Genomic DNA, 17,837 nt, shown 5'->3' on the forward strand with positions numbered 1-17,837 from the left:
CGCCCGCCCCGGCCGGGGAGAGTGCCGCGCCGTACACGTACAGATGAAGTACGGGTTCAGCACGCGGTGTTACGCGTTCTGCTCCATGGCCGGCAGATAGCCGCTGGTCTGTCCGTTCACGGTCGGGTGGTAGGACTCCCCGATCGGGAAGGTGACGCTGTGCAGCCACGAGTCGCCGGAGCAGATCTCGTGTCCGGTGAAGGCGTCGCGAACATCGCCGAACGAGAAGCCGTGGTCGGCCGCCCGCTTGGCGATCGTCTCGTTGAGCGTGTCCGACGCGGAGTTGATGGCCGCGCGTGACGCCTCGCTGATGCCGACGGAGCACTCGCCGTCCAGCTTGTACATGCGGGGATAGCCCAGCACCACGACCTTGGCGGAGGGCGCACGCTCGCTGATGGCGTTGTAGACGGAGTCGAGTTCACCGGGAAGGGTCCCCGTGATGTAGCTCTTCGCTTCCTCGATCTTCTCCAGGCACACGCTCTCGCCCTGCAGCACACATGCCTGCATGGTGTCGGCGAAGCCCGCGTCGTTTCCTCCGATGCTGATGCTCACCAGACCGGTCGAGGAGTTGAGCGGCCCCAGCTGGCCGGAGAGCACGTCGCCCGTGCGGGCGCCGGAGCACGCCGTGAAGTCGAACGAGGCCGGCGAGTTGGCCGCGGCCCACTGCTCGGAGTACGCGTTCGCACTCCGCTTGCAGTCACCGCTGTCACCGTAGTCGCCCGCTCCCAGCCCGGAGGAGTAGGAGTCGCCGAGGGCGACGTACGCCGGTGCCGCGTCCTGCTCGAGGGCGGGCGCGGCACCGGTAAGGGTGGTCACTCCCAGGAAGGACGCCGAGGCGGCAGCCACGGTCGTCCATCTGCGTCGATTCATGGGACCTCTCATGGTGGGGGGTGGACATGGAGGGTTCCTTTGTCATGTACACAGTTATCAGGAGCCGGGCTTAACTGGAAGTGCTCATGTCAAGAATGCTGCCGAAAACGTGAACCCCTTGCGGAGCAAGGGTGTTGACGGAGCCTCGGATACGGGCAAGCGCTTTCACTGCAGACAGGCAGGCAGGCAGGCCGACTCACAGCCCGGTCATGACGCGCGGGTACCGTGAGGTTGCTTCCACACGGCGAAGATCCCTACACGCAGGGGCAGTCGGGAGTTACGCGCGTAGGTCCATGCGGCCCGGAACAGCGCCCGGCTTGCCCGACTATCGCCTGGGGCACGGCACTTGTCGCCCCACGCTCACCGGAGCCCGTACACCTGGCCGCACACACAGACAGCGCCGGCAGAAATCACCGCCGCCCCCGTGACGGCTGCCGGCCCTGCCCGGCGTGGCCGCCTCCGGCCGCAAGTCACGGCAGTCGCCCTCGTTATGCGCCGCCCTTGACTCCGACGCCCGCGTAGCCTCGGTGGTCGTACAGCTCGTCCTCGCCGGGAACGGGACCGTCCGGGCGCCACAACGGCGGCTTGACCAGGCCCGGTTCGAGCAGCTCGAAGCCGTCGAAGAAGGACAGGACCTCGTCGTATCCGCGGGAGATGAGCTGCGCCGTCGAGTTCTTGTACACCTCCGACGCCTGCGCCATCTCGTCGGCCTCGTCGAAGTCGGCGGTGATGTGCGACAGGATCAGGCAACTGCCCTCGGGCAGACGGCTGGTGAGCGCGGAGAGGATCTCCCGGGGGCCCTCGTCGTCGACGACGAAGTGGACCACGGCGCAGAGCGTCAGAGCGACCGGCTCACCGAAGTCGATCAGGCCCTGAGTGACGGGGTCGTCGAGGAGCGCGTCGGGTTCGCGCAGATCGCCCAGGACGAAGCCCGCGTTCCCGGAGTTGGTCAGCTTCGCACCGGCGTAGGTCGCCACGATGGGGTCGTTGTCGACGTAGACCACGCGTGTGTCCGGCGCTTCGGCCCGCGCCACCTCGTGGGTGTTGGGCGAAGTGGGGATGCCCGTGCCGATGTCGATGATCTGCCGGATGCCGCGTTGCACCACGGTACGCACCGCCCGGTGGTGGAAGACACGGTTCCCCTGCGCGGTGGGACGGATGAACGGCGCGTGTCCGAGGACGCGTTCGGCAGCCTCCCTGTCGACCGCGTAGTTGTCCATGCCGCCCAGGAAGTAGTCGTACATCCGGGCCGGATGCGGCGTGGAGGTGTCGATCTGCTCAGGGCTGAAGCCCGTCTCCGACACGTGGTCCTCCCTGTGTTGCAGGTCAGGCGAGCAGGAAGTCGGCATCGCCGGCCTGAACGCCCTGAATGAACTTCCTGATCTCGTGGGGGGTGTAGATGAGAGCGGGCCCGTCGGGGTCCGTGGACTGGCGGAGTGCGACCCGCCCGTCGTCCAGCTTCAGAGCCTCCACACAGCTGCCGCCGTTACCGCCGCTCCAGGGCTTGTGCCAGCCCTCGGTGCCGAGGTGTTTGGCGGGCATGCCGTTGTAGATACGACCCATGGTTCAGATCTCCTTGCGCATTGCACTGAGGATCGCCTCCGTCCGCGAAACGGGCGCGGCCTGGGCACACATCCGGTCCAGTGCCTCCAGGAAGGTCGTCACGTCGTCGCGCTGATCGAAGTAGACGGCCCCGACCAGGCTTTCGGCGCATGCGACATCCGGCAGTTCATCGATGGGGAATCGGAAGAGGTGGAACGGGCCGTACATCGCCGGGTGGGGCCCGGCACCGAACGGCATGACCTGGAGCCGCACTTGGGGACGCCGGCCGACCTCGATGAGGACGTCGATCTGCTCACGCATCACGTCGGGTCCGCCGAGGGAGCGGCGCAGCACCGTCTCGTCCATCACCACCCACAGCATGGGCGGCTCTTCCCGTTCCAGAACGGCCTGGCGCTCCATCCGCAGTGCGACCTGACGCCGGATCTCCTCCTCCGGAGCGTGGGGCATTCCGGCGCGCAGCACCGCCCGTGAGTACCCCTCGGTCTGCAACAGCCCCGGTACGTAGTGCGGTTCGTACGCGCGAATGACGTGCGACTCGCTCTCCAGGCTCACGAACGCGCTGAACCACTCGGGCAGTACGTCGCGGTAACGGTGCCACCAGCCGGGCTGGTTGGCCTGACGCGCCAGGGAGAGGAACTGGTCGACCTCCGTACGGTCGGTCACGCCGTAGGTCTGCAGCAGCTTCTCCACGTACAGGACCTTCAGCCCGACTTCGGCCTTCTCCATCCGCCGGACCGTGGCGTGCGTGACGTCGAGCGCCTGCCCTGCCTCCTCGTACGACAGGCCGCACCGCTCCCGCAGATGCTGCAGACGGCGGCCGAGAACCACCCGCAGAACCGTGGGCGCGCCACCGCCCGGCCGCGAGTCCACCACTATCTCTCGCCTCCAACTCCTGTCATGGGCAAGCAGTTTGGCATGGACGTCTTGCGCGAGCACAGCCTGGCTCGAACGATTCTGTAATTTGCAGACTGATCCTTGCCAAGTGTGACCGGACAAGCTCATAGTGGAGCCGTGGCTTCCCCCCATGACGCCCTTTCTTTAGAAGATCGGCCCTCTGCTGTGTCGGTACGCCCGCTCAGGGACGCGTTCCGCCTGCCTGCCGTCGACACCTCGGTCGCGCAGGCGCGGAGACGGGTCGTCGACCGCCTGTACGAGTGGCGAGTCGACCAACAAATCTGCGAGGACGCCCAGTTGCTGGTGTCCGAGCTCTTCACCAACGCCGTGCGTCACACCACCAGCGAGAAGGTGAGCTGTGAACTCTGGCTGGTGGGCCTGCGGTTGTGCCTGGAGGTCACCGACCAGGGCGGCGGCCCGCACCCCCTCCGTCCGCGCCCGGGCGACCCGGTGGACGCCGACGGTGAGAGCGGACGGGGCCTGCTGCTCGTCAGCGTCCTCGCCGACGACTGGGGCATCCGCCGCAGCCTCGACGGCGGCCCGGGCAGCGGCCACTCGGTGTGGGCGGAGCTGACCTGTTCCCCTGCCGCCGGTGAGCACTGAGGCAGCCGGCCGGCCAAACACCCACACCGCCACAAGCACTGCAACAGCCACTGCAACAGCCACCACAGCCACGTGCCGGCTTTCGTCGCGAGCCGGCTGCCACAGCACAGCGCCACCGCCCTGCACGGGGGGCGGTGGCGCTGTGCCGTGTGATGTGCGGCAGCCCGGGTGCCCGCCCGTTGCCGGTTCGGCTACGCTCGTCGGCATGGACAGGATCTACTGGCACGCGGTCACACCGCCTCCCGCGTCCCTCTGAGGGCGCACTCTGATCCGCGGGCTGCCGGCACAGGCGCCGTCGCCCGCTCCCCCGGCAGCCCGGGCCATCCCTCGCCGGCCGCTCACCGCGGCCGCGCCATGAGGTTCTGCCACCCGCTGCCGGCGGCTGCTGCGCCCTTCCGATGACCGTCAACACCGGCCTTCAACGGATCAGGACGCATTCCGCATGTCATCCTCTGCCAGTCCGGCGTCGCGCCCAGGCGCGCACGCACACCCCGGCTCACCCGCCCCGCACACGCACTCGTCCAAGGACTCGCCCTCCGGCAGCGACCGCTCCCCCGGCGGTGCCGGGCCACTGCTCGTGCTCGCCGCCGCGACCCTGTGGGGCACCACCGGCACGGCTGCGAGCTTCGCCCCCGCCGGGGCGTCCCCGCTCGCGACCGGTGCCGCCACCATGGGCGTCGGCGGCCTTCTCACCCTTCTGATCGCGGGCCGCTCGGCGGTGCGCGTGCTGCGCGGCCCACGCCAGGTACCGCTGTGGGCGCTGCTCGGCGGCACCGCCGTCGCCGTGTATCCCCTCGCCTTCTACTCCTCGATGGACCGGGCGGGCGTGGCCGCCGGCACGGTGGTGACCATCGGCTGCTCCCCCGTCTTCGCCGCCCTGCTGGAGCGGCTGCTGGTCGGGGTGCGGCTGACGCTGCGCTGGTTCGCCGCGACCGTGTCGGCCGGGGCGGGATGTGCGCTGCTGGCGCTGACCGCCGGGGGCGGCGCCGAGGCGGGTCACGATGTGCCCGGCGGCGTCGCGCTGGCGCTCCTCGCCGGTGCCTCGTACGCCGTCTTCACCTGCTACGGCGCCCGCATCATCCGCGCCGGGCACTCCTCGCGTGCGGCGATGGGCAGTCTCTTCGGGCTGGGCGCCCTCGTGCTGCTGCCGGTACTGGCCGTCACGGGCGCGCCTCTGCTGAGCACGCCCCGCGGGGTGCTGGTCGCCGCCTACCTGGCCGTGGTGCCCATGTGCCTGGCGTACGTGCTCTTCGGCGCCGGCCTGGCACGCGTTCCGGCGGGCACGGCGACGACGCTTTCGCTCTTCGAGCCCGTGGTCGCCGCGGCGCTCGGCGTGGCCGTCGTCGGCGAACGTCTCGGAGCGTGGGCGTGGACGGGCACGGGGCTGGTCCTGCTGGGACTGCTAGTCCTCACTGTGCGGGTACGTGTGCCGCGGATCCGGCGCCGCGGCACACGAAGGACACCCCGCGCGGAGACCGCCTCGGCGCGGGAGAACGGGCGGAGCTGAGCGCACACGCGTGCGGGCGGCGGCCCCGGATGCTCCGGTACGCCGCCGCCCGCACGCCGGGCTCCGTGCCGTCAGCTCTCCACGGCTGCCGACTCCTGCTCACGGGCCGCGTCGGACCCCTGGAGCCGGTGCCTGCGCTGGAGCAGGATTCCGAGAACGAGCACGACGGCCGCGACCGCCACGGACATCACCATCTGCTCGCGGCCCTCGTCGTCGTAGAACATGTAGCCGATGACGAAGAGCATCAGGGCGATCGTCGCGTACGTCAGATACGGGAAGAGCCACATCTTCACCGTGTGCCGCTCGGGCATGTCCCGCTCGATCACCCGCCGCAGCCGCAGCTGCGAGAAGCAGATGACGAGCCAGACGAAGAGGGCCACCGCTCCCGAGGAGTTCAGCAGGAACTGGAAGACGGTGTCCGGCGAGGTGTAGTTGAAGATGACCGCGACGAAGCCGAAGGCCACCGAGGACCAGATCGCCGTCGCCGGCACGCCCCGCTTGTTCACCTGCGAGAACGACGTGGGTGCATCACCGCGGCGGCCGAGCGAGAACGCCATACGGGAGGCCGTGTAGAGACCGGAGTTGAGGCAGGACAGCACGGCGGTCACGACGATGACGTCCATGATCGTGCCGGCGTGCGGGATCCCCATCTGGTCGAGGGTCGCAACGTACGGACCCTTGTCCACGACTTCCTTGGAGTTCCACGGCACCAGCATCACCACGAGGATGATCGAACCCAGGTAGAAGGTGCCGATGCGCCAGATCACGCTGTTCGTGGCGCGCCGCACCATCTTCTCCGGATGGGGCGACTCGCCGGCCGCGAGCGTGACGATCTCGCTGCCCATGAAGGAGAAGACGACCAGCAGCATCCCGGACAGGACCGCTCCTGGACCGTTCGGCAGGAAGCCGCCGTGCTCTGTCAGATTCGAGGCCCCTGAGGCCTCCGATCCGGGGATCAGCCCGAACACGGCCGCCCCGGCGATCACGATGAAGGCGACGATCGCCACGACCTTGATCCCGGCGAACCAGAACTCGAACTCGCCGTAGGAGCCCACGGAGGCGAGGTTGGTCGCGGTCAGCAGCACCATGACGATCAGCGCCCAGCTCCACTGCGGTACGGCTGGCACCCAGCTGGTGAGGATCGTCGCCGCGGCCGTGGCCTCCACCGCGAGGACGACCACCCAGAACCACCAGTACAGCCATCCGACGGTGAAGCCCGCCCAGCGTCCGAGAGCGCGGTCGGCGTACGTCGAGAAGGAGCCCGAGGAGGGGTCGGCCGCCGCCATCTCGCCGAGCATCCGCATCACGAGGACGACGAGCAGCCCGGCGACGACGTAGGAGACGATGATGCCCGGCCCGGCCTTGGCGATGCCGGCGCCGGAACCGACGAAGAGGCCCGCCCCGATGATTCCGCCGATCGCGATCATCGACAGATGCCGGTTCTTGAGGCCTGCTCTCAGTGAGTCCTGCTCCGCGGGCACTTCGGCGGGCGTCTGCTCGGAACGCCTCTCATCTGCACTCTCAGTTACATTCGGCCGTCGCATGCCCATTGCAAGTTCCTTCATTTCCTTGGGCAATTCCTTGAAATGAGCTTCATTCAAAGGTTCTGCCAAGGAATTCTCTGCGGACTGAGTCAGTGCGCCACTGAACAGCCAGGACGGCCGAGAGGTCAATGTGATCTGTGCCACTTTTACGGACTGTGATCAGCTGCCTCCTCAGTGATGCCGCGAGTTAAGGGAGCTATTGCACGGACCGACACATTCCGGCTCTGTTCACCGCCGGCACTTCCGTCCACATTCCGTCGGAGGAATCCCCGAAGACAGGGGCGTGGAACACATGCGCCCGTCGAGGCGTTCACATATCAGATCTCGACGATATGGATAAAAGAGACGGAGGCCTGGCCCATGGACATCGAGCCACGGGGCCGCAGCGGGGACGGGGACGAGTCGAAGGAGAGCGGGGAGAGCGGGGAGAGCAAGGCGAACTGGGACGACGAGCTCGACCTCGACGAGGACTTCATCCGGGGCGCCGAGGTGAGGGAACCCGCGGCACGGACCCGGATGCTCCGCGAGCGCTGGCGCGAGAGCCCGCCCGAGCCCCAGCCCTGGCGTGCCGACGCCCCGCCGGCGGGCTGGTTCTTCAGCAAGGGCCGCCGCCGGGCGCGCAAGCGGCGCCGCGGCGAGGACTGAGAAGCCCGAAACCGCGCCTCCCGGCGCGACCTCTGCGGACCGTTGCGGCCATCGCCCGCGCCTGGACGGCCAGGGGCAGGGCCGCGGGCCGCCGCCGTTCCCGGAACAGGCGCGCCGTCGGCGATCGATCGTCCACACGCGACTCTTCTTTACCACCCGGACCATTCCGGTGGGGTGCCTCATGGGCGGAGAATGTCCGTATCAATAGCAGTATGAACCGAGACATCTCCCCGTTCGACTCCCGGGATTCGCACATGGTTGCGATACTGATGCGCCGGATCTCCACCGCCCGCATCCGCGGCGTCGAAAGGCGAAAGGCTGGATCATGACAGACAGCACCCTCGGCGACTCCCTCACCGCGTCCGCCGACGTCCCGCTCAGCCGTGACGATCTGCTGGACCGGGCGCAGCCGTACCGCCGCGAACTCCTGGCGCACTGCTACCGGATGATGGGCTCGGTGCACGACGCCGAAGACCTCGTCCAGGACACGTATCTGCGCGCATGGCGTGCGGCCGACCGCTTCGAGGGGCGCTCGTCGCTGCGTACGTGGCTCTACAGGATCGCGACGAACGCCTGCCTGACGGCCATCGAGAGCCGCGGCCGCCGGCCCATGCCCTCCGGGATCGGCGCACCCAGCGACGATCCGGAACGCCCCGTGGTGGAGGCTCCCGAGGTCCCGTGGCTGGAGCCCGTGCCCGACGCGATGTTCCGCGGCGAACAGCCCGCCGACCCGGCCGCGGTCGTCGTCTCGCGCTCCAGCATGCGGCTCGCGCTCGTCGCCGCTCTGCAGCATCTTCCGCCGAGACAGCGGGCCGTGCTGCTGCTGCGCGAGGTCCTCAAGTGGCGGGCCGCGGAGGTCGCCGAGCTGCTCGACACCTCGACCGCGAGCGTCAACAGCGCACTTCAGCGCGCACGCGCACAGCTGCAGCAGGCCGCCCTCACGGAGGAGGAACTGTCCGAGCCGACCGATCCCGCGCAGCGTGAGCTTCTCGACCGTTACGCCAAGGCGTTCGAGAACTCCGACGTCACTGCGATCGTCCAGCTCTTCAAGGAAGACGCGGTCTGGGAGATGCCTCCGTTCCCCGAGTGGTTCCGCGGCCGCGACGAAATAGCACGGCTCATCGGCGCACAGTGCCCCATAGGCCCCGGCGAGGGCCTGATGATGCCCGTGGCCGCCAACGGCCAGCCCGCGTTCGCGCTCTACAGCCGGCACGAGGGCGGCGACTACAAGCCGTTCCAGCTGCATGTGCTCACCATCGAGGACGGCAAGGTGGCACATGTGGGCGCCTTCTTCGGCGCGGACCTCTTCCGTACGTTCGGGCTGCCCGACTCCGTGCCCGCGGACGCCGCTCCGCGCTGAGCGGCGGCGGGCACGGGCGGGGGCCGGAAGCCCGGCCGCGTGTGCGCGGCTGCGTGCGCTCGCGCCCGTCCGGACCGGCCCGGACGGGCGGTTCACGCCCTGAGCAGATGGTCCATCGCGAGCTGGTCGAGCCGTTCGAAGGCCATGCCCCGCCCGGCCGCCGCGTCGGCGTCGAAGTCCTCGAAGGCGGAAGGGTCCGCGAGGAGCTGCGCCGGCGTCTCACCGGGCGCCAGCGTGGGCAGGGCGAGCTGGTCGAGCCGTGAATCGCGCAGCGCCTCCTGCACCGCGGGGTCGGCGCGGAAGGCGGCGGCCCGCTCGCGAAGGATCAGGTAGTTGCGCATGCAGCCGGCCGCCGACGCCCAGACTCCGTCGTAGTCCTCGGTGCGGGGCGGCTTGAAGTCGAAGTGGCGCGGCCCTTCGTAGCCGCCGCTCTCCAGCAGGTCGACCGTCCAGAAGGCGGCCCGCAGGTCTCCCGCGCCGAAGCGCAGGTCCTGGTCGTACTTGATGCCCGACTGGCCGTTGAGGTCGAGGTGGATGAGCTTGCCCGCCCACATGGCCTGGGCGATGCCGTGCGGGTAGTTGAGCCCGGCCATCTGCTCGTGGCCGACCTCCGGATTGACGCCGAAGAGCTCCGGCCGCTCCAGCCGGGTGATGAACGCCAGAGCGTGGCCGACGGTGGGCAGAAGGATGTCGCCGCGTGGCTCGTTCGGCTTCGGCTCGATGGCGAACCGCAGGTCGTAGCCCTGCTCGGTGACGTATTCGGCGAGGAGGTCGAACGCCTCCTTCATCCGGTCCAGCGCCGCCCGTACGTCCTTGGCCGCGCCCGACTCGGCGCCCTCGCGGCCGCCCCAGGCCACATACGTCCGCGCGCCCAGCTCGGCGGCGAGGTCGATGTTGCGCATCGTCTTGCGCAGGGCGTAGCGGCGCACGTCACGGTCGTTGGCGGTGAAGGCACCGTCCTTGAAGACCGGATGGGAGAAGAGATTGGTCGTCGCCATCGGCACGGTCATGCCGGTGGCCTCCAGAGCCTGCCGGAACCGCTTGACGTGGGCTTCCCGTCCGGCCTGAGCCGTACCGTGCGGAATGAGGTCGTCGTCATGGAAGGTGATCCCCCAGGCGCCGAGCCCTGCGAGCCGGTGAACGGCCTCGACGGCATCGAGGGGCGTGCGGGTCGCTTCGCCGAAGGGATCTCGCCCCACCCAGCCCACCGTCCACAGACCGAAGCTGAACCTGTCCTCCGGCGTCGGCTCGTAGCTCATCGCGCCGCCCTCTCTCTGTGGCGCCTCGCTGCGCACACAGCTATTAGTCATGACCGTTGACAAATTAGTATGCGCCCAGGGCCGCACCGTGGGAAGAGACCGCGGACGGCGGGACAAGAAGGCTGAGGGGTTTCATGTCCGCACCAGAGGGACCGTTCGTCATCGGCGTGGACAGTTCCACGCAGTCCGCCAAGGCGCTCGTCGTGGACGCCGCCACCGGCCAGGTGGTCGCCCGCGGCCAGGCGCCGCACACCGTGACCCCGGGGCCGGGCCGCGAGAGCGACCCCGAGGAGTGGTGGCAGGCGCTGGAGGCCGCTCTCGCACAATGCGGCCGTGCGGCGCAGCAGGCCTCGGCGGTCTCCGTCGGCGGCCAGCAGCACGGGCTCGTCACGCTGGACGGCGGTGGACGGCCGGTGCGTCCCGCGATGCTGTGGAACGACGTGCGCTCCGCACCGCAGAGCGACCGCCTTGTCGGGCAGCTCGGCGGCCCCGCGGTGTGGGCCGAGCGGTTCGGCAGCGTTCCCGCCGCCGCGTTCACGGTCACCAAGTGGGCGTGGCTGTGCGAGAACGAGCCGCAGTCCGCAGCCGCGACCGCGGCAGTCCGCCTGCCGCACGACTATCTGACGGGTCGCCTCACCGGCGAGGGCACCACCGACCGCGGCGACGCGTCAGGAACCGGATGGTGGGCGAGCTCCACGGAGGGCTACGACGAGGAGATGCTCGAACTCATCGGCCTCGCACCGCAGTTGCTGCCGCGAGTGCTGACTCCGGGCGAAGCGGCGGGCACCGTTCGGCCGGGGCTTCCGCTGCCCGCGGGAGCGCTCGTCGCCGCCGGCACCGGCGACAACATGGCGGCGGCACTCGGGCTGGGTCTGCGCCCCGGGCAGCCGGTGCTCAGCCTGGGCACCTCGGGCACCGTGTACGCCGTCTCCACCCGTCGCCCCACCGATCCGACCGGCACGGTCGCGGGGTTCGCGGACGCACGCGGCGACTGGCTGCCGCTGGCCTGCACCCTCAACTGCACACTCGCCGTGGACCGCGTGGCCGCGCTGCTCTCCCTCCACCGCGAGGCCGTCGAGAGCGGCGGCGAGGCGGTGGTGCTGCCGTTCCTCGACGGCGAGCGGACGCCCAACCTGCCGTATGCGTCCGGGCTGTTGAGCGGACTGCGGCACGACACCAGCGCCGGGCAGGTGCTGCAGGCCGCCTACGACGGAGCGGTCTTCGCGCTGCTGCGGGCACTCGACCAGGTGCTGGACGGGCAGGGCGCGGGAGCGGACGCGGGCAGGGGCGCGGGGGCTGATGAGAGCGCGCCGCTGCTGCTGATCGGCGGGGGTGCCAAGGGCACCGCCTGGCGCGAGACGGTGCGGCGGCTCTCGGGCCGGCCCGTGCAGGTGCCGCGCGCCGAGGAACTGGTGGCGCTCGGGGCGGCGGCGCAGGCGGCGGGGTTGCTGCTGGAGGAGGATCCGGCCACGGTGGCGAGGCGCTGGGGCACCGCCGAAGGCCCCGCCTACGACGCCGTCCCGAGGGACGAGACCACCGTGACCCGTGTCGCGGACACCCTTGGGGGTGCGGATACCCTGCTGCGGCAGCGCTGACGGCCCTCCGGCGGAACCCTCCCCCTGGGACTGACGGCCCGGGTGGGGGTCCCTCCAGCGCTCGGCCCCGGGCCCTGCCCTGCACATGATCCATCCAATCCGCCCCGGAGGAACGGACGTTACGTTCATGGCACTCGTCCCGCCCAACTCGCAGCAGGAGATGCGTCAGCGCAACCTCTCCCGTGTGCTGTACGCGGTCGCCGACGCCGGTCCGGTCTCACGTGCCTCCGTGGCCGCGAGGATCGGACTGACCCGTGCGTCCGTGTCCACGCTCGTCGAGGAGCTGCTGCGGGCGGGGTTCCTCGTCGAGCTGGGGCCGGGGCGCTCCGGCGGGGTCGGCCGGCCCGGCAACGCGCTGGCGCTCACCGGTCTGGGCCCGTGCGGTGTCGGTGCGGAGATCGGCGTGGACCATCTGACCGTGTGCGCCGTCGACCTCGGCGGACGGGTCCGTGCCCGTGCCGTCGACGAGACACCCAACGGCGACGCCGGCCCCGACTCCGTGCTGCGGCGCCTGAGTTCGCTCCTGGACCGCGTCACCGCGGAGGCCGGAGCGGCGGGCCTGCGTCCGGCAGGGCTGGCCGTCGCTGTTCCCGGGCTGGTCGCACGTTCCTCGGCGAACGTCGTACGGGCCCCCAACCTCGGCTGGTACGACACGGACATCGCAGCGCATCTCGGACCGGCGGAGCGGCAGCACCTCCCGCTGACGGTGGAGAACGAGGCCAACTTCGGTGCGCTGGCGGAGCTCTGGCTCGGCGACCCGAGCAACCCCCGGCGGGACTTCATTCACGTCTCGGCCGAGGTCGGCATCGGGGCCGGGATCGTTCTCGACGGTGAACTCCTGCGCGGCACAAGGGGATTCGCCGGAGAGCTCGGCCACGTACCGGTGCAGCCCTACGGACCGCGCTGTGCGTGCGGCGGGTCGGGATGCCTGGAGCAGTACGCCGGTGAGGCGGCGCTGCTGCGTGCCGCCGGGGTCGCGGTGCACGGCGCCGGCGGGCGCAGCGCGGCGCTGGAGAGACTGCGGACCCGCGCCGAGAACGGGGACGACGGCGCGCATCGGGCTCTGCAGCGTGCGGGCAGGGCGCTGGGCATCGCGCTCACCGGCGCGGTCAATCTCCTCGATCCGCGCTCGGTGCTGCTCGGCGGCGCACTCGCCGGACTGGCGCCGTGGCTGCTGCCCGCGCTGGAGCGGGAGTTGCGGCAGCGGACGGCCACACAGGAGGCGGTGCCCGAGGTGGCGGTCTCGGCCGCAGGCGGCGACGGTCCCTCGCTCGGGGCCGCGCACTCGGTCGTAAGGGCGGTGCTCGACGACCCGCTGCCGTACGCCGTCGCACACTGAGCCCTTGGGGCGGGGGGCCGGAGACCGGCGGCCATCGGGGCCGGAGGCCGGGCGGGATCGGAGACCGGTTGGGGCCAGAGGCCGGGCGGGCACGGCTGGTCAACCGAGCGTCAGCATTCAGCACTTCGGGCGATTACCGGACGGATGCCGTGTCGTGCGCCCACGGCGCCCCACATCCTCAGTCGTGTGACACGACGCCACCTATGGCACCGCACTGCATCAACGGCCCTGGCCGGTACGGCACTTGTTCTGATCTGCACCGCACCGGCTGCGGCCTGGTCCCCGCCGGCGACGGGGGCGGCCGGGGCCGGCCCCGTACCCATACCCGTACCGAACCTCGGCGGCGTCACCGGCGCCCCTTCTGGTTCCGCCCCTGACGACTTCGGCCTGTGGGTCGAAGCGGGCGGCTCGCGGGCCGCCCTGGAGGCACGGCTCGGCGGATGCGACGCCGCGTCGCTCTCCCTCGTCGCCGGCCACCGGCAGCTCGCGCAGCTCGCACTCGTCGCGAAGCTCTGCCGCGGAGAGTGCGTCTGCCGGCCGGAAGTGCCACAGCCGCCTTCCCCGTCCCCGACACCCACGTTCACGCCCCCGCCGTCCTCCGTACCACCGAAGCCGTCACCGCCCCCGGACACCGGTTCTCCGGAGCCGTCGCACAGCAGCCGGCCTGCCGCGGCCCCGGTGGTGCAGCAGCCGCCGGCGCCGCCGTCCCGGCACGCCGCTCCGGGTCCGGCCCGCGACCGCCCGTCAGGTGAGGCCGCACCATCGCACTCCCCCGGGCCCACCCGTTCCCAGCTGACCACGCCCGCCCGGCTCGATCCGGTCCGGCCGCACCACACGGGCCGGCTCCACCTCACCACGTACCTTCTGCTGCTGGTGGCTCCCGCCGTGCTCGCCGCCGCCGCACTGCGCTCCCGCAGCGGCCGCAGCGGCAACTCACCGCGCGGCGGCCCCGGTTCGGGCCCGCCCTCCGCCTCGTCGTCGCCCTTCACCCGCTGACCCGTCCGGCCGCACCCGGCACCCGCAACGCTTCACAACACGATCGTCCCGGTCCCGTTCTGCCTGCCCCGCCGACACCACGGGAGTGCAACCGTGCCCGAATGGCTGGTCCTGATCCTCGCCACCCTCACCGCGTGCGCCGCGGTCACCGCAGCCGTCGTACTGCGTCAGCGGCGCACGGACCACGACGACCCGTCCGAAACCCCCGATGTGATCGAGTACATGACGATGATGACCGGCGTCGTGTACGCGATCGTGCTCGGACTGGCCATCGCGGGCGTGTGGGAGGCACGCAACGTGGCCGACGCTGTGGCCAAGGACGAGGCGCAGGCCCTCCACGAGATCCACGAACGCGCCCGCATCGCACCGCCTGCCCAGCGCGAGCGGATCAGGTCGGACGTGGACGCCTACGTGCGCCATGCCGTCGCCACCGAGTGGCCGTACATGGTGGAGCACGGCGAACTCACCGCCCGCGGCGGCCGGTTGCTCGCGGAACTGCGCAAGGACGTACTGGACTGGGAGCCGCGCACGGGACGTGAGGAACAGACGTACGCGGCGCTGGCGGACCGGGTCGCGGCGGCCGACGCCGCACGCAACGGCCGTGCGGCGAGCGCGGAGCCGACGTTGCCGGGCGTGGTCTGGTTCGGGCTGTTCGCCGGTGCGGTCGTCTCGGTCGGGATGCTCTTCGCACTCCAGATCCAGCGCTCGGCGAGGGAGTTGCTGCTGGCCGGGCTGTTCACGGCGCTGATCGCCTTTCTGCTCTTCCTCGTACGGCACTTCGACGAGCCGTTCGCGCGCGGGCTGACGGACCCGGCCGGTGCGTTCACGGCGCTCTTTCCCCGGGCAGGCGGCGAGGTCGGAGGCGGATGAGATGCTGACCGTCCACGGTCGGGATCATCTGAGGAGAACCGGGTGTCACTGCTCTTGCCCGCGCTGCACACCGAGTCGGACCGCACGGCGCTGCGCTTCGGCGAGCGGACCCTCAGCTACCGGCAACTGGCGGCCGCGGCAGGTGAGACGGCCGCCCGCATCGGCGACTCGGGACGGATCGCGGTCTGGGCCACCCCCGCCCTGGAGACAGCTGTCGCCGTGGTGGCCGCGCTGCTGGCCGGTGTCCCCGTGGTGCCGCTCAACCCGCGCAGCGGCGAGCGCGAACTGGCGCACATCGTCGCCGACAGCGCGCCCTCGGCCGTGCTGGCGCAGCCGGAGGCCGAACTGCCGGAGGGGCTGGCCGGGACACCCCGTACGGACGTCGTCGTCAGCGGTGAGACCGGCACCGCCGCGTGGTCTCCCGCACCCGAGCCCAACGCCGAGTCGGCCGCACTGATCGTCTACACCTCCGGCACCACCGGGCCGCCCAAGGGCGTCGTCCTCTCCCGCCGCGCCGTCGCCTGCACACTCGACGCGCTGGAGGACGCCTGGCAGTGGACCGGGGACGACGTCGTCGTGCACGCGCTGCCGCTCTTCCATGTGCACGGCCTGGTCCTGGGCGTCCTCGGGCCGCTTCGCCGCGGCGGCTCCGTGCACCACCTGGGACGGTTCTCCCCGGAGGGTGTGGCGAGCGCCCTCGCCGGCGGCGGGACGATGCTGTTCGGGGTGCCCACGACGTACCACCGCCTGGCGGAGGCACTCGACTCCGGACCGGAGCTGGTCCGGGCGCTCTCCGGAGCCCGGTTGCTGGTCTCCGGCTCGGCGCCCCTCCTCCCGGCCGACCACCGGCGCATTCACGCGGCGACGGGCCGCCACGTCATCGAGCGGTACGGAATGACGGAGACGCTGATGAACACCAGCGTGCGCGCCGACGGCGACCCGCGCCCCGGGACGGTCGGGGTGCCGCTGCCCGATGTGGACCTGCGCCTCGTCGACGAGACGGGGAGCCGGATCGGCGCCGCGGGCGGGCCCGCGGACACCGCGGAGAAGGAGACCGCGGAGAAGAAGACCGAGGAGGGGAAGGCCGCGGCGGAGAACGGGGACGGCGCGGAAGTCATCGGGGAAGTGCAGGTCCGGGGGCCGAACCTCTTCACCGAATACCTCAACCGCCCGGACGCGACGGCCGGGGCGTTCGACGGCGGCTGGTTCCGTACGGGCGACATCGCGACCCAGGACGCGGACGGCTACGTACGGCTCGTGGGGCGGAAGGCGACCGACCTCATCAAGAGCGGCGGCTACAAGATCGGCGCCGGCGAGATCGAGAACGTGCTCCTGTCCCATCCGGGTGTCGCAGAGGCCGCCGTCACCGCCGCTCCCGACCCCGATCTGGGCGAACACGTCGTCGCCTGGGTCGTGCCCGCCGATCCCGCGGCGCCGCCCCGGCCGGAGGAGCTGGCAGAGTTCGTGGCCGCACAGCTCGCCCCGCACAAACGGCCCCGCACGGTGCACTTCCGGGACGCCCTCCCGCGCAACGACATGGGCAAGGTCCTCAAGCGGGCGCTGACCGATCCGCCGGAGGAGACGCCGGCCCCGGGCTGAAAGACCGGGCGGGAAGACGCACTGCGGGCGGGCACGCATCCGACGGAAGTCGCCGAGGCGGATACCTTCGCCCGACAGACCGCCGGTACAGACGTTCACAACCGGCTCGCCCCGCGCACACCCCCGCGCCCGGCCGGCCTTCTCAGGTGTCCCGCTCCGCGCCGTCAGGTCCGAGTCCGCGGGCGGCGAGCCACTGCAGCTGCCGGGGCGTCTGCGAGCCCCGTCCCCCTCCGTGGTCGCCGAACTGCCATACGACGACGTCCTTGTCGGGATGGGCGTAGTGGTTGTACGCGGCGAATCCGGTGGACGGAGGGCAGACCGGGTCCATGAGCGCGACGCTGAACAGCGCGGGCACCGAGGCGGCACGCCGGGCGAAGTGCAGGCCGTCGAAGTAGTCCAGCGTGGAGAAGAGGCTCTCCGGGTCGTCGCGCGTGTGCACGCCGAGATACTGCGTGATCTCCGAGTAGGGGCCGGCAGTGGCGAGCTCCGCGCCGCGCCGGATGTGGCACAGGAACGGCACGTCGACGAGCGCCGCCGCGACCTCCGTGCCCGCCAGCGCGGAGACGGCCAGCGCCATGGCGCCGCCCTGACTGTGACCGGTGACGACGACGCGGCCGGGATCGACCGCGGGATGGGTGCGCACGGCGTCGACGGCGCGCACCGCGTCCGTGATCAGACGACGGTAGTAGTGGTGTCCGGGCCCGCCGATGCCGCGGGTCATGAAGCCCCCGACGTACTGCGGTCCCGGCACCGGGTCCGGGTCGGGAGTGGCGTGGCCCTGGCCGCGGCTGTCGACGACGAGGTGCGCGTAGCCTGCGGCGCTCCACAGCAGGTGCTCGGTGTGCAGCCCTCTGCCGCCGCTGTAGCCGATGTAGTTCACGACGGCGGGCAGCGGGGTGTCCGCGCCGCGCGGCAGCAGCAGCCAGGCCGCGACGGGCTGGCCGTCCCAGCCCGGGAAGCGGACGTCGTGGACGTCCACCGTGCGCAGCGGCGAGTCCGTCACCCGTGCGAAACCGGCGGGCGGAGCCGAATGTGCCGCTTCGCGGGCCAGGACGAGGGTCTTGGCCCAGAAGTCCTCGAAGTCCTCCGGCGCGGCGGTCTCGGGCCGGTAGGCGCGGAGTTGCTCCAGCGGCATGTCGGTCAGCGGCATGAATCTCCTCGGCGAACTCTCCGGCCCTCCGTATGCCCAGGCC

16 protein-coding genes are annotated in these 17,837 nt (G+C 71.1%); 9 read left to right on the forward strand and 7 right to left on the reverse strand.

Features of this window, described 5'->3' with window-relative positions:
* Window positions 1-69 precede the first annotated feature (69 nt).
* The 4 genes from ACSMXX_RS00935 to ACSMXX_RS00950 form a co-directional block, all read right to left on the reverse strand.
* Window positions 70-870 carry an SGNH/GDSL hydrolase family protein gene (locus tag ACSMXX_RS00935; RefSeq protein ID WP_473182099.1) on the reverse strand — a complete coding sequence of 267 codons (801 nt, stop codon included), beginning with the start codon at window positions 868-870 and terminating at the stop codon, window positions 70-72.
* Window positions 871-1,358: 488 nt separating this feature from the next.
* Window positions 1,359-2,219, reverse strand: a complete 861-nt coding sequence (locus ACSMXX_RS00940) for an SAM-dependent methyltransferase (RefSeq protein WP_473182100.1) — start codon at window positions 2,217-2,219, stop codon at window positions 1,359-1,361.
* Window positions 2,197-2,433, reverse strand: a complete 237-nt coding sequence (locus ACSMXX_RS00945; protein WP_473182101.1) for a DUF397 domain-containing protein — start codon at window positions 2,431-2,433, stop codon at window positions 2,197-2,199. The genes ACSMXX_RS00940 and ACSMXX_RS00945 overlap by 23 nt, the downstream gene beginning before the upstream one ends.
* 3 nt (window positions 2,434-2,436) lie before the next feature.
* The gene (locus ACSMXX_RS00950; protein ID WP_473182102.1) at window positions 2,437-3,261 is read right to left on the reverse strand and encodes a helix-turn-helix domain-containing protein; all 825 of its coding nucleotides are present in this window, start codon (window positions 3,259-3,261) and stop codon (window positions 2,437-2,439) included.
* A 231-nt stretch (window positions 3,262-3,492) separates the two neighbouring features.
* Between ACSMXX_RS00950 and ACSMXX_RS00955 the strand changes: the two genes are divergently transcribed.
* Window positions 3,493-3,930, forward strand: a complete 438-nt coding sequence (locus ACSMXX_RS00955) for an ATP-binding protein (protein WP_473182103.1) — start codon at window positions 3,493-3,495, stop codon at window positions 3,928-3,930.
* 442 nt (window positions 3,931-4,372) lie between these two features.
* On the forward strand, window positions 4,373-5,437 hold the full coding sequence (locus tag ACSMXX_RS00960) for a DMT family transporter (protein WP_473182104.1): 1,065 nt from the start codon (window positions 4,373-4,375) through the stop codon (window positions 5,435-5,437).
* Window positions 5,438-5,508: 71 nt separating this feature from the next.
* On the opposite strand, the gene ACSMXX_RS00965 is transcribed toward ACSMXX_RS00960, so the two are convergent.
* On the reverse strand, window positions 5,509-6,864 hold the full coding sequence (locus ACSMXX_RS00965) for an amino acid permease (RefSeq protein WP_473184582.1): 1,356 nt from the start codon (window positions 6,862-6,864) through the stop codon (window positions 5,509-5,511).
* A 477-nt stretch (window positions 6,865-7,341) separates the two neighbouring features.
* Here ACSMXX_RS00965 and ACSMXX_RS00970 point away from each other — a divergent pair, with 477 nt between their 5' ends.
* Both ACSMXX_RS00970 and ACSMXX_RS00975 read left to right on the forward strand, forming a co-directional pair.
* Window positions 7,342-7,626 (forward strand): SGM_3592 family protein, encoded by a 285-nt coding sequence (locus tag ACSMXX_RS00970; RefSeq protein ID WP_473182105.1) that lies wholly within the window; start codon window positions 7,342-7,344, stop codon window positions 7,624-7,626.
* A gap of 325 nt (window positions 7,627-7,951) precedes the next feature.
* Entirely contained in the window at window positions 7,952-8,986 is a 1,035-nt protein-coding gene (locus ACSMXX_RS00975) for a sigma-70 family RNA polymerase sigma factor (protein ID WP_473182106.1), read from the forward strand.
* Between the two features lie 92 nt (window positions 8,987-9,078).
* Here the strand turns inward: ACSMXX_RS00975 and xylA are convergent, their stop codons facing one another.
* Window positions 9,079-10,245 carry a xylose isomerase gene (xylA, locus tag ACSMXX_RS00980; RefSeq protein WP_473182107.1) on the reverse strand — a complete coding sequence of 389 codons (1,167 nt, stop codon included), beginning with the start codon at window positions 10,243-10,245 and terminating at the stop codon, window positions 9,079-9,081.
* A 134-nt stretch (window positions 10,246-10,379) separates the two neighbouring features.
* Between xylA and xylB the strand changes: the two genes are divergently transcribed.
* From xylB to ACSMXX_RS01005, 5 genes are all read left to right on the forward strand, one after another.
* Complete coding sequence (xylB, locus tag ACSMXX_RS00985) at window positions 10,380-11,840, forward strand: xylulokinase (protein WP_473182108.1); 1,461 nt, start codon at window positions 10,380-10,382, stop codon at window positions 11,838-11,840.
* 127 nt (window positions 11,841-11,967) lie between these two features.
* The gene (locus ACSMXX_RS00990) at window positions 11,968-13,179 is read left to right on the forward strand and encodes an ROK family protein (RefSeq protein ID WP_473182109.1); all 1,212 of its coding nucleotides are present in this window, start codon (window positions 11,968-11,970) and stop codon (window positions 13,177-13,179) included.
* Between the two features lie 186 nt (window positions 13,180-13,365).
* Window positions 13,366-14,175 carry a hypothetical protein gene (locus ACSMXX_RS00995; protein ID WP_473182110.1) on the forward strand — a complete coding sequence of 270 codons (810 nt, stop codon included), beginning with the start codon at window positions 13,366-13,368 and terminating at the stop codon, window positions 14,173-14,175.
* 93 nt (window positions 14,176-14,268) lie between these two features.
* Window positions 14,269-15,045: a bestrophin-like domain gene (locus ACSMXX_RS01000; RefSeq protein WP_473182111.1), complete on the forward strand. Its 777-nt coding sequence runs from the start codon at window positions 14,269-14,271 to the stop codon at window positions 15,043-15,045.
* Window positions 15,046-15,087: 42 nt separating this feature from the next.
* A complete protein-coding gene (locus tag ACSMXX_RS01005) occupies window positions 15,088-16,644 on the forward strand; it encodes an acyl-CoA synthetase (RefSeq protein WP_473182112.1) in 1,557 nt (518 codons plus the stop codon).
* 142 nt (window positions 16,645-16,786) lie between these two features.
* Here ACSMXX_RS01005 and ACSMXX_RS01010 read toward each other — a convergent pair whose 3' ends face one another.
* The gene (locus ACSMXX_RS01010; protein ID WP_473182113.1) at window positions 16,787-17,794 is read right to left on the reverse strand and encodes an acetylxylan esterase; all 1,008 of its coding nucleotides are present in this window, start codon (window positions 17,792-17,794) and stop codon (window positions 16,787-16,789) included.
* Window positions 17,795-17,837 lie beyond the last annotated feature (43 nt).

The organism is Streptomyces sp. DSM 116795, from assembly GCF_055792905.1.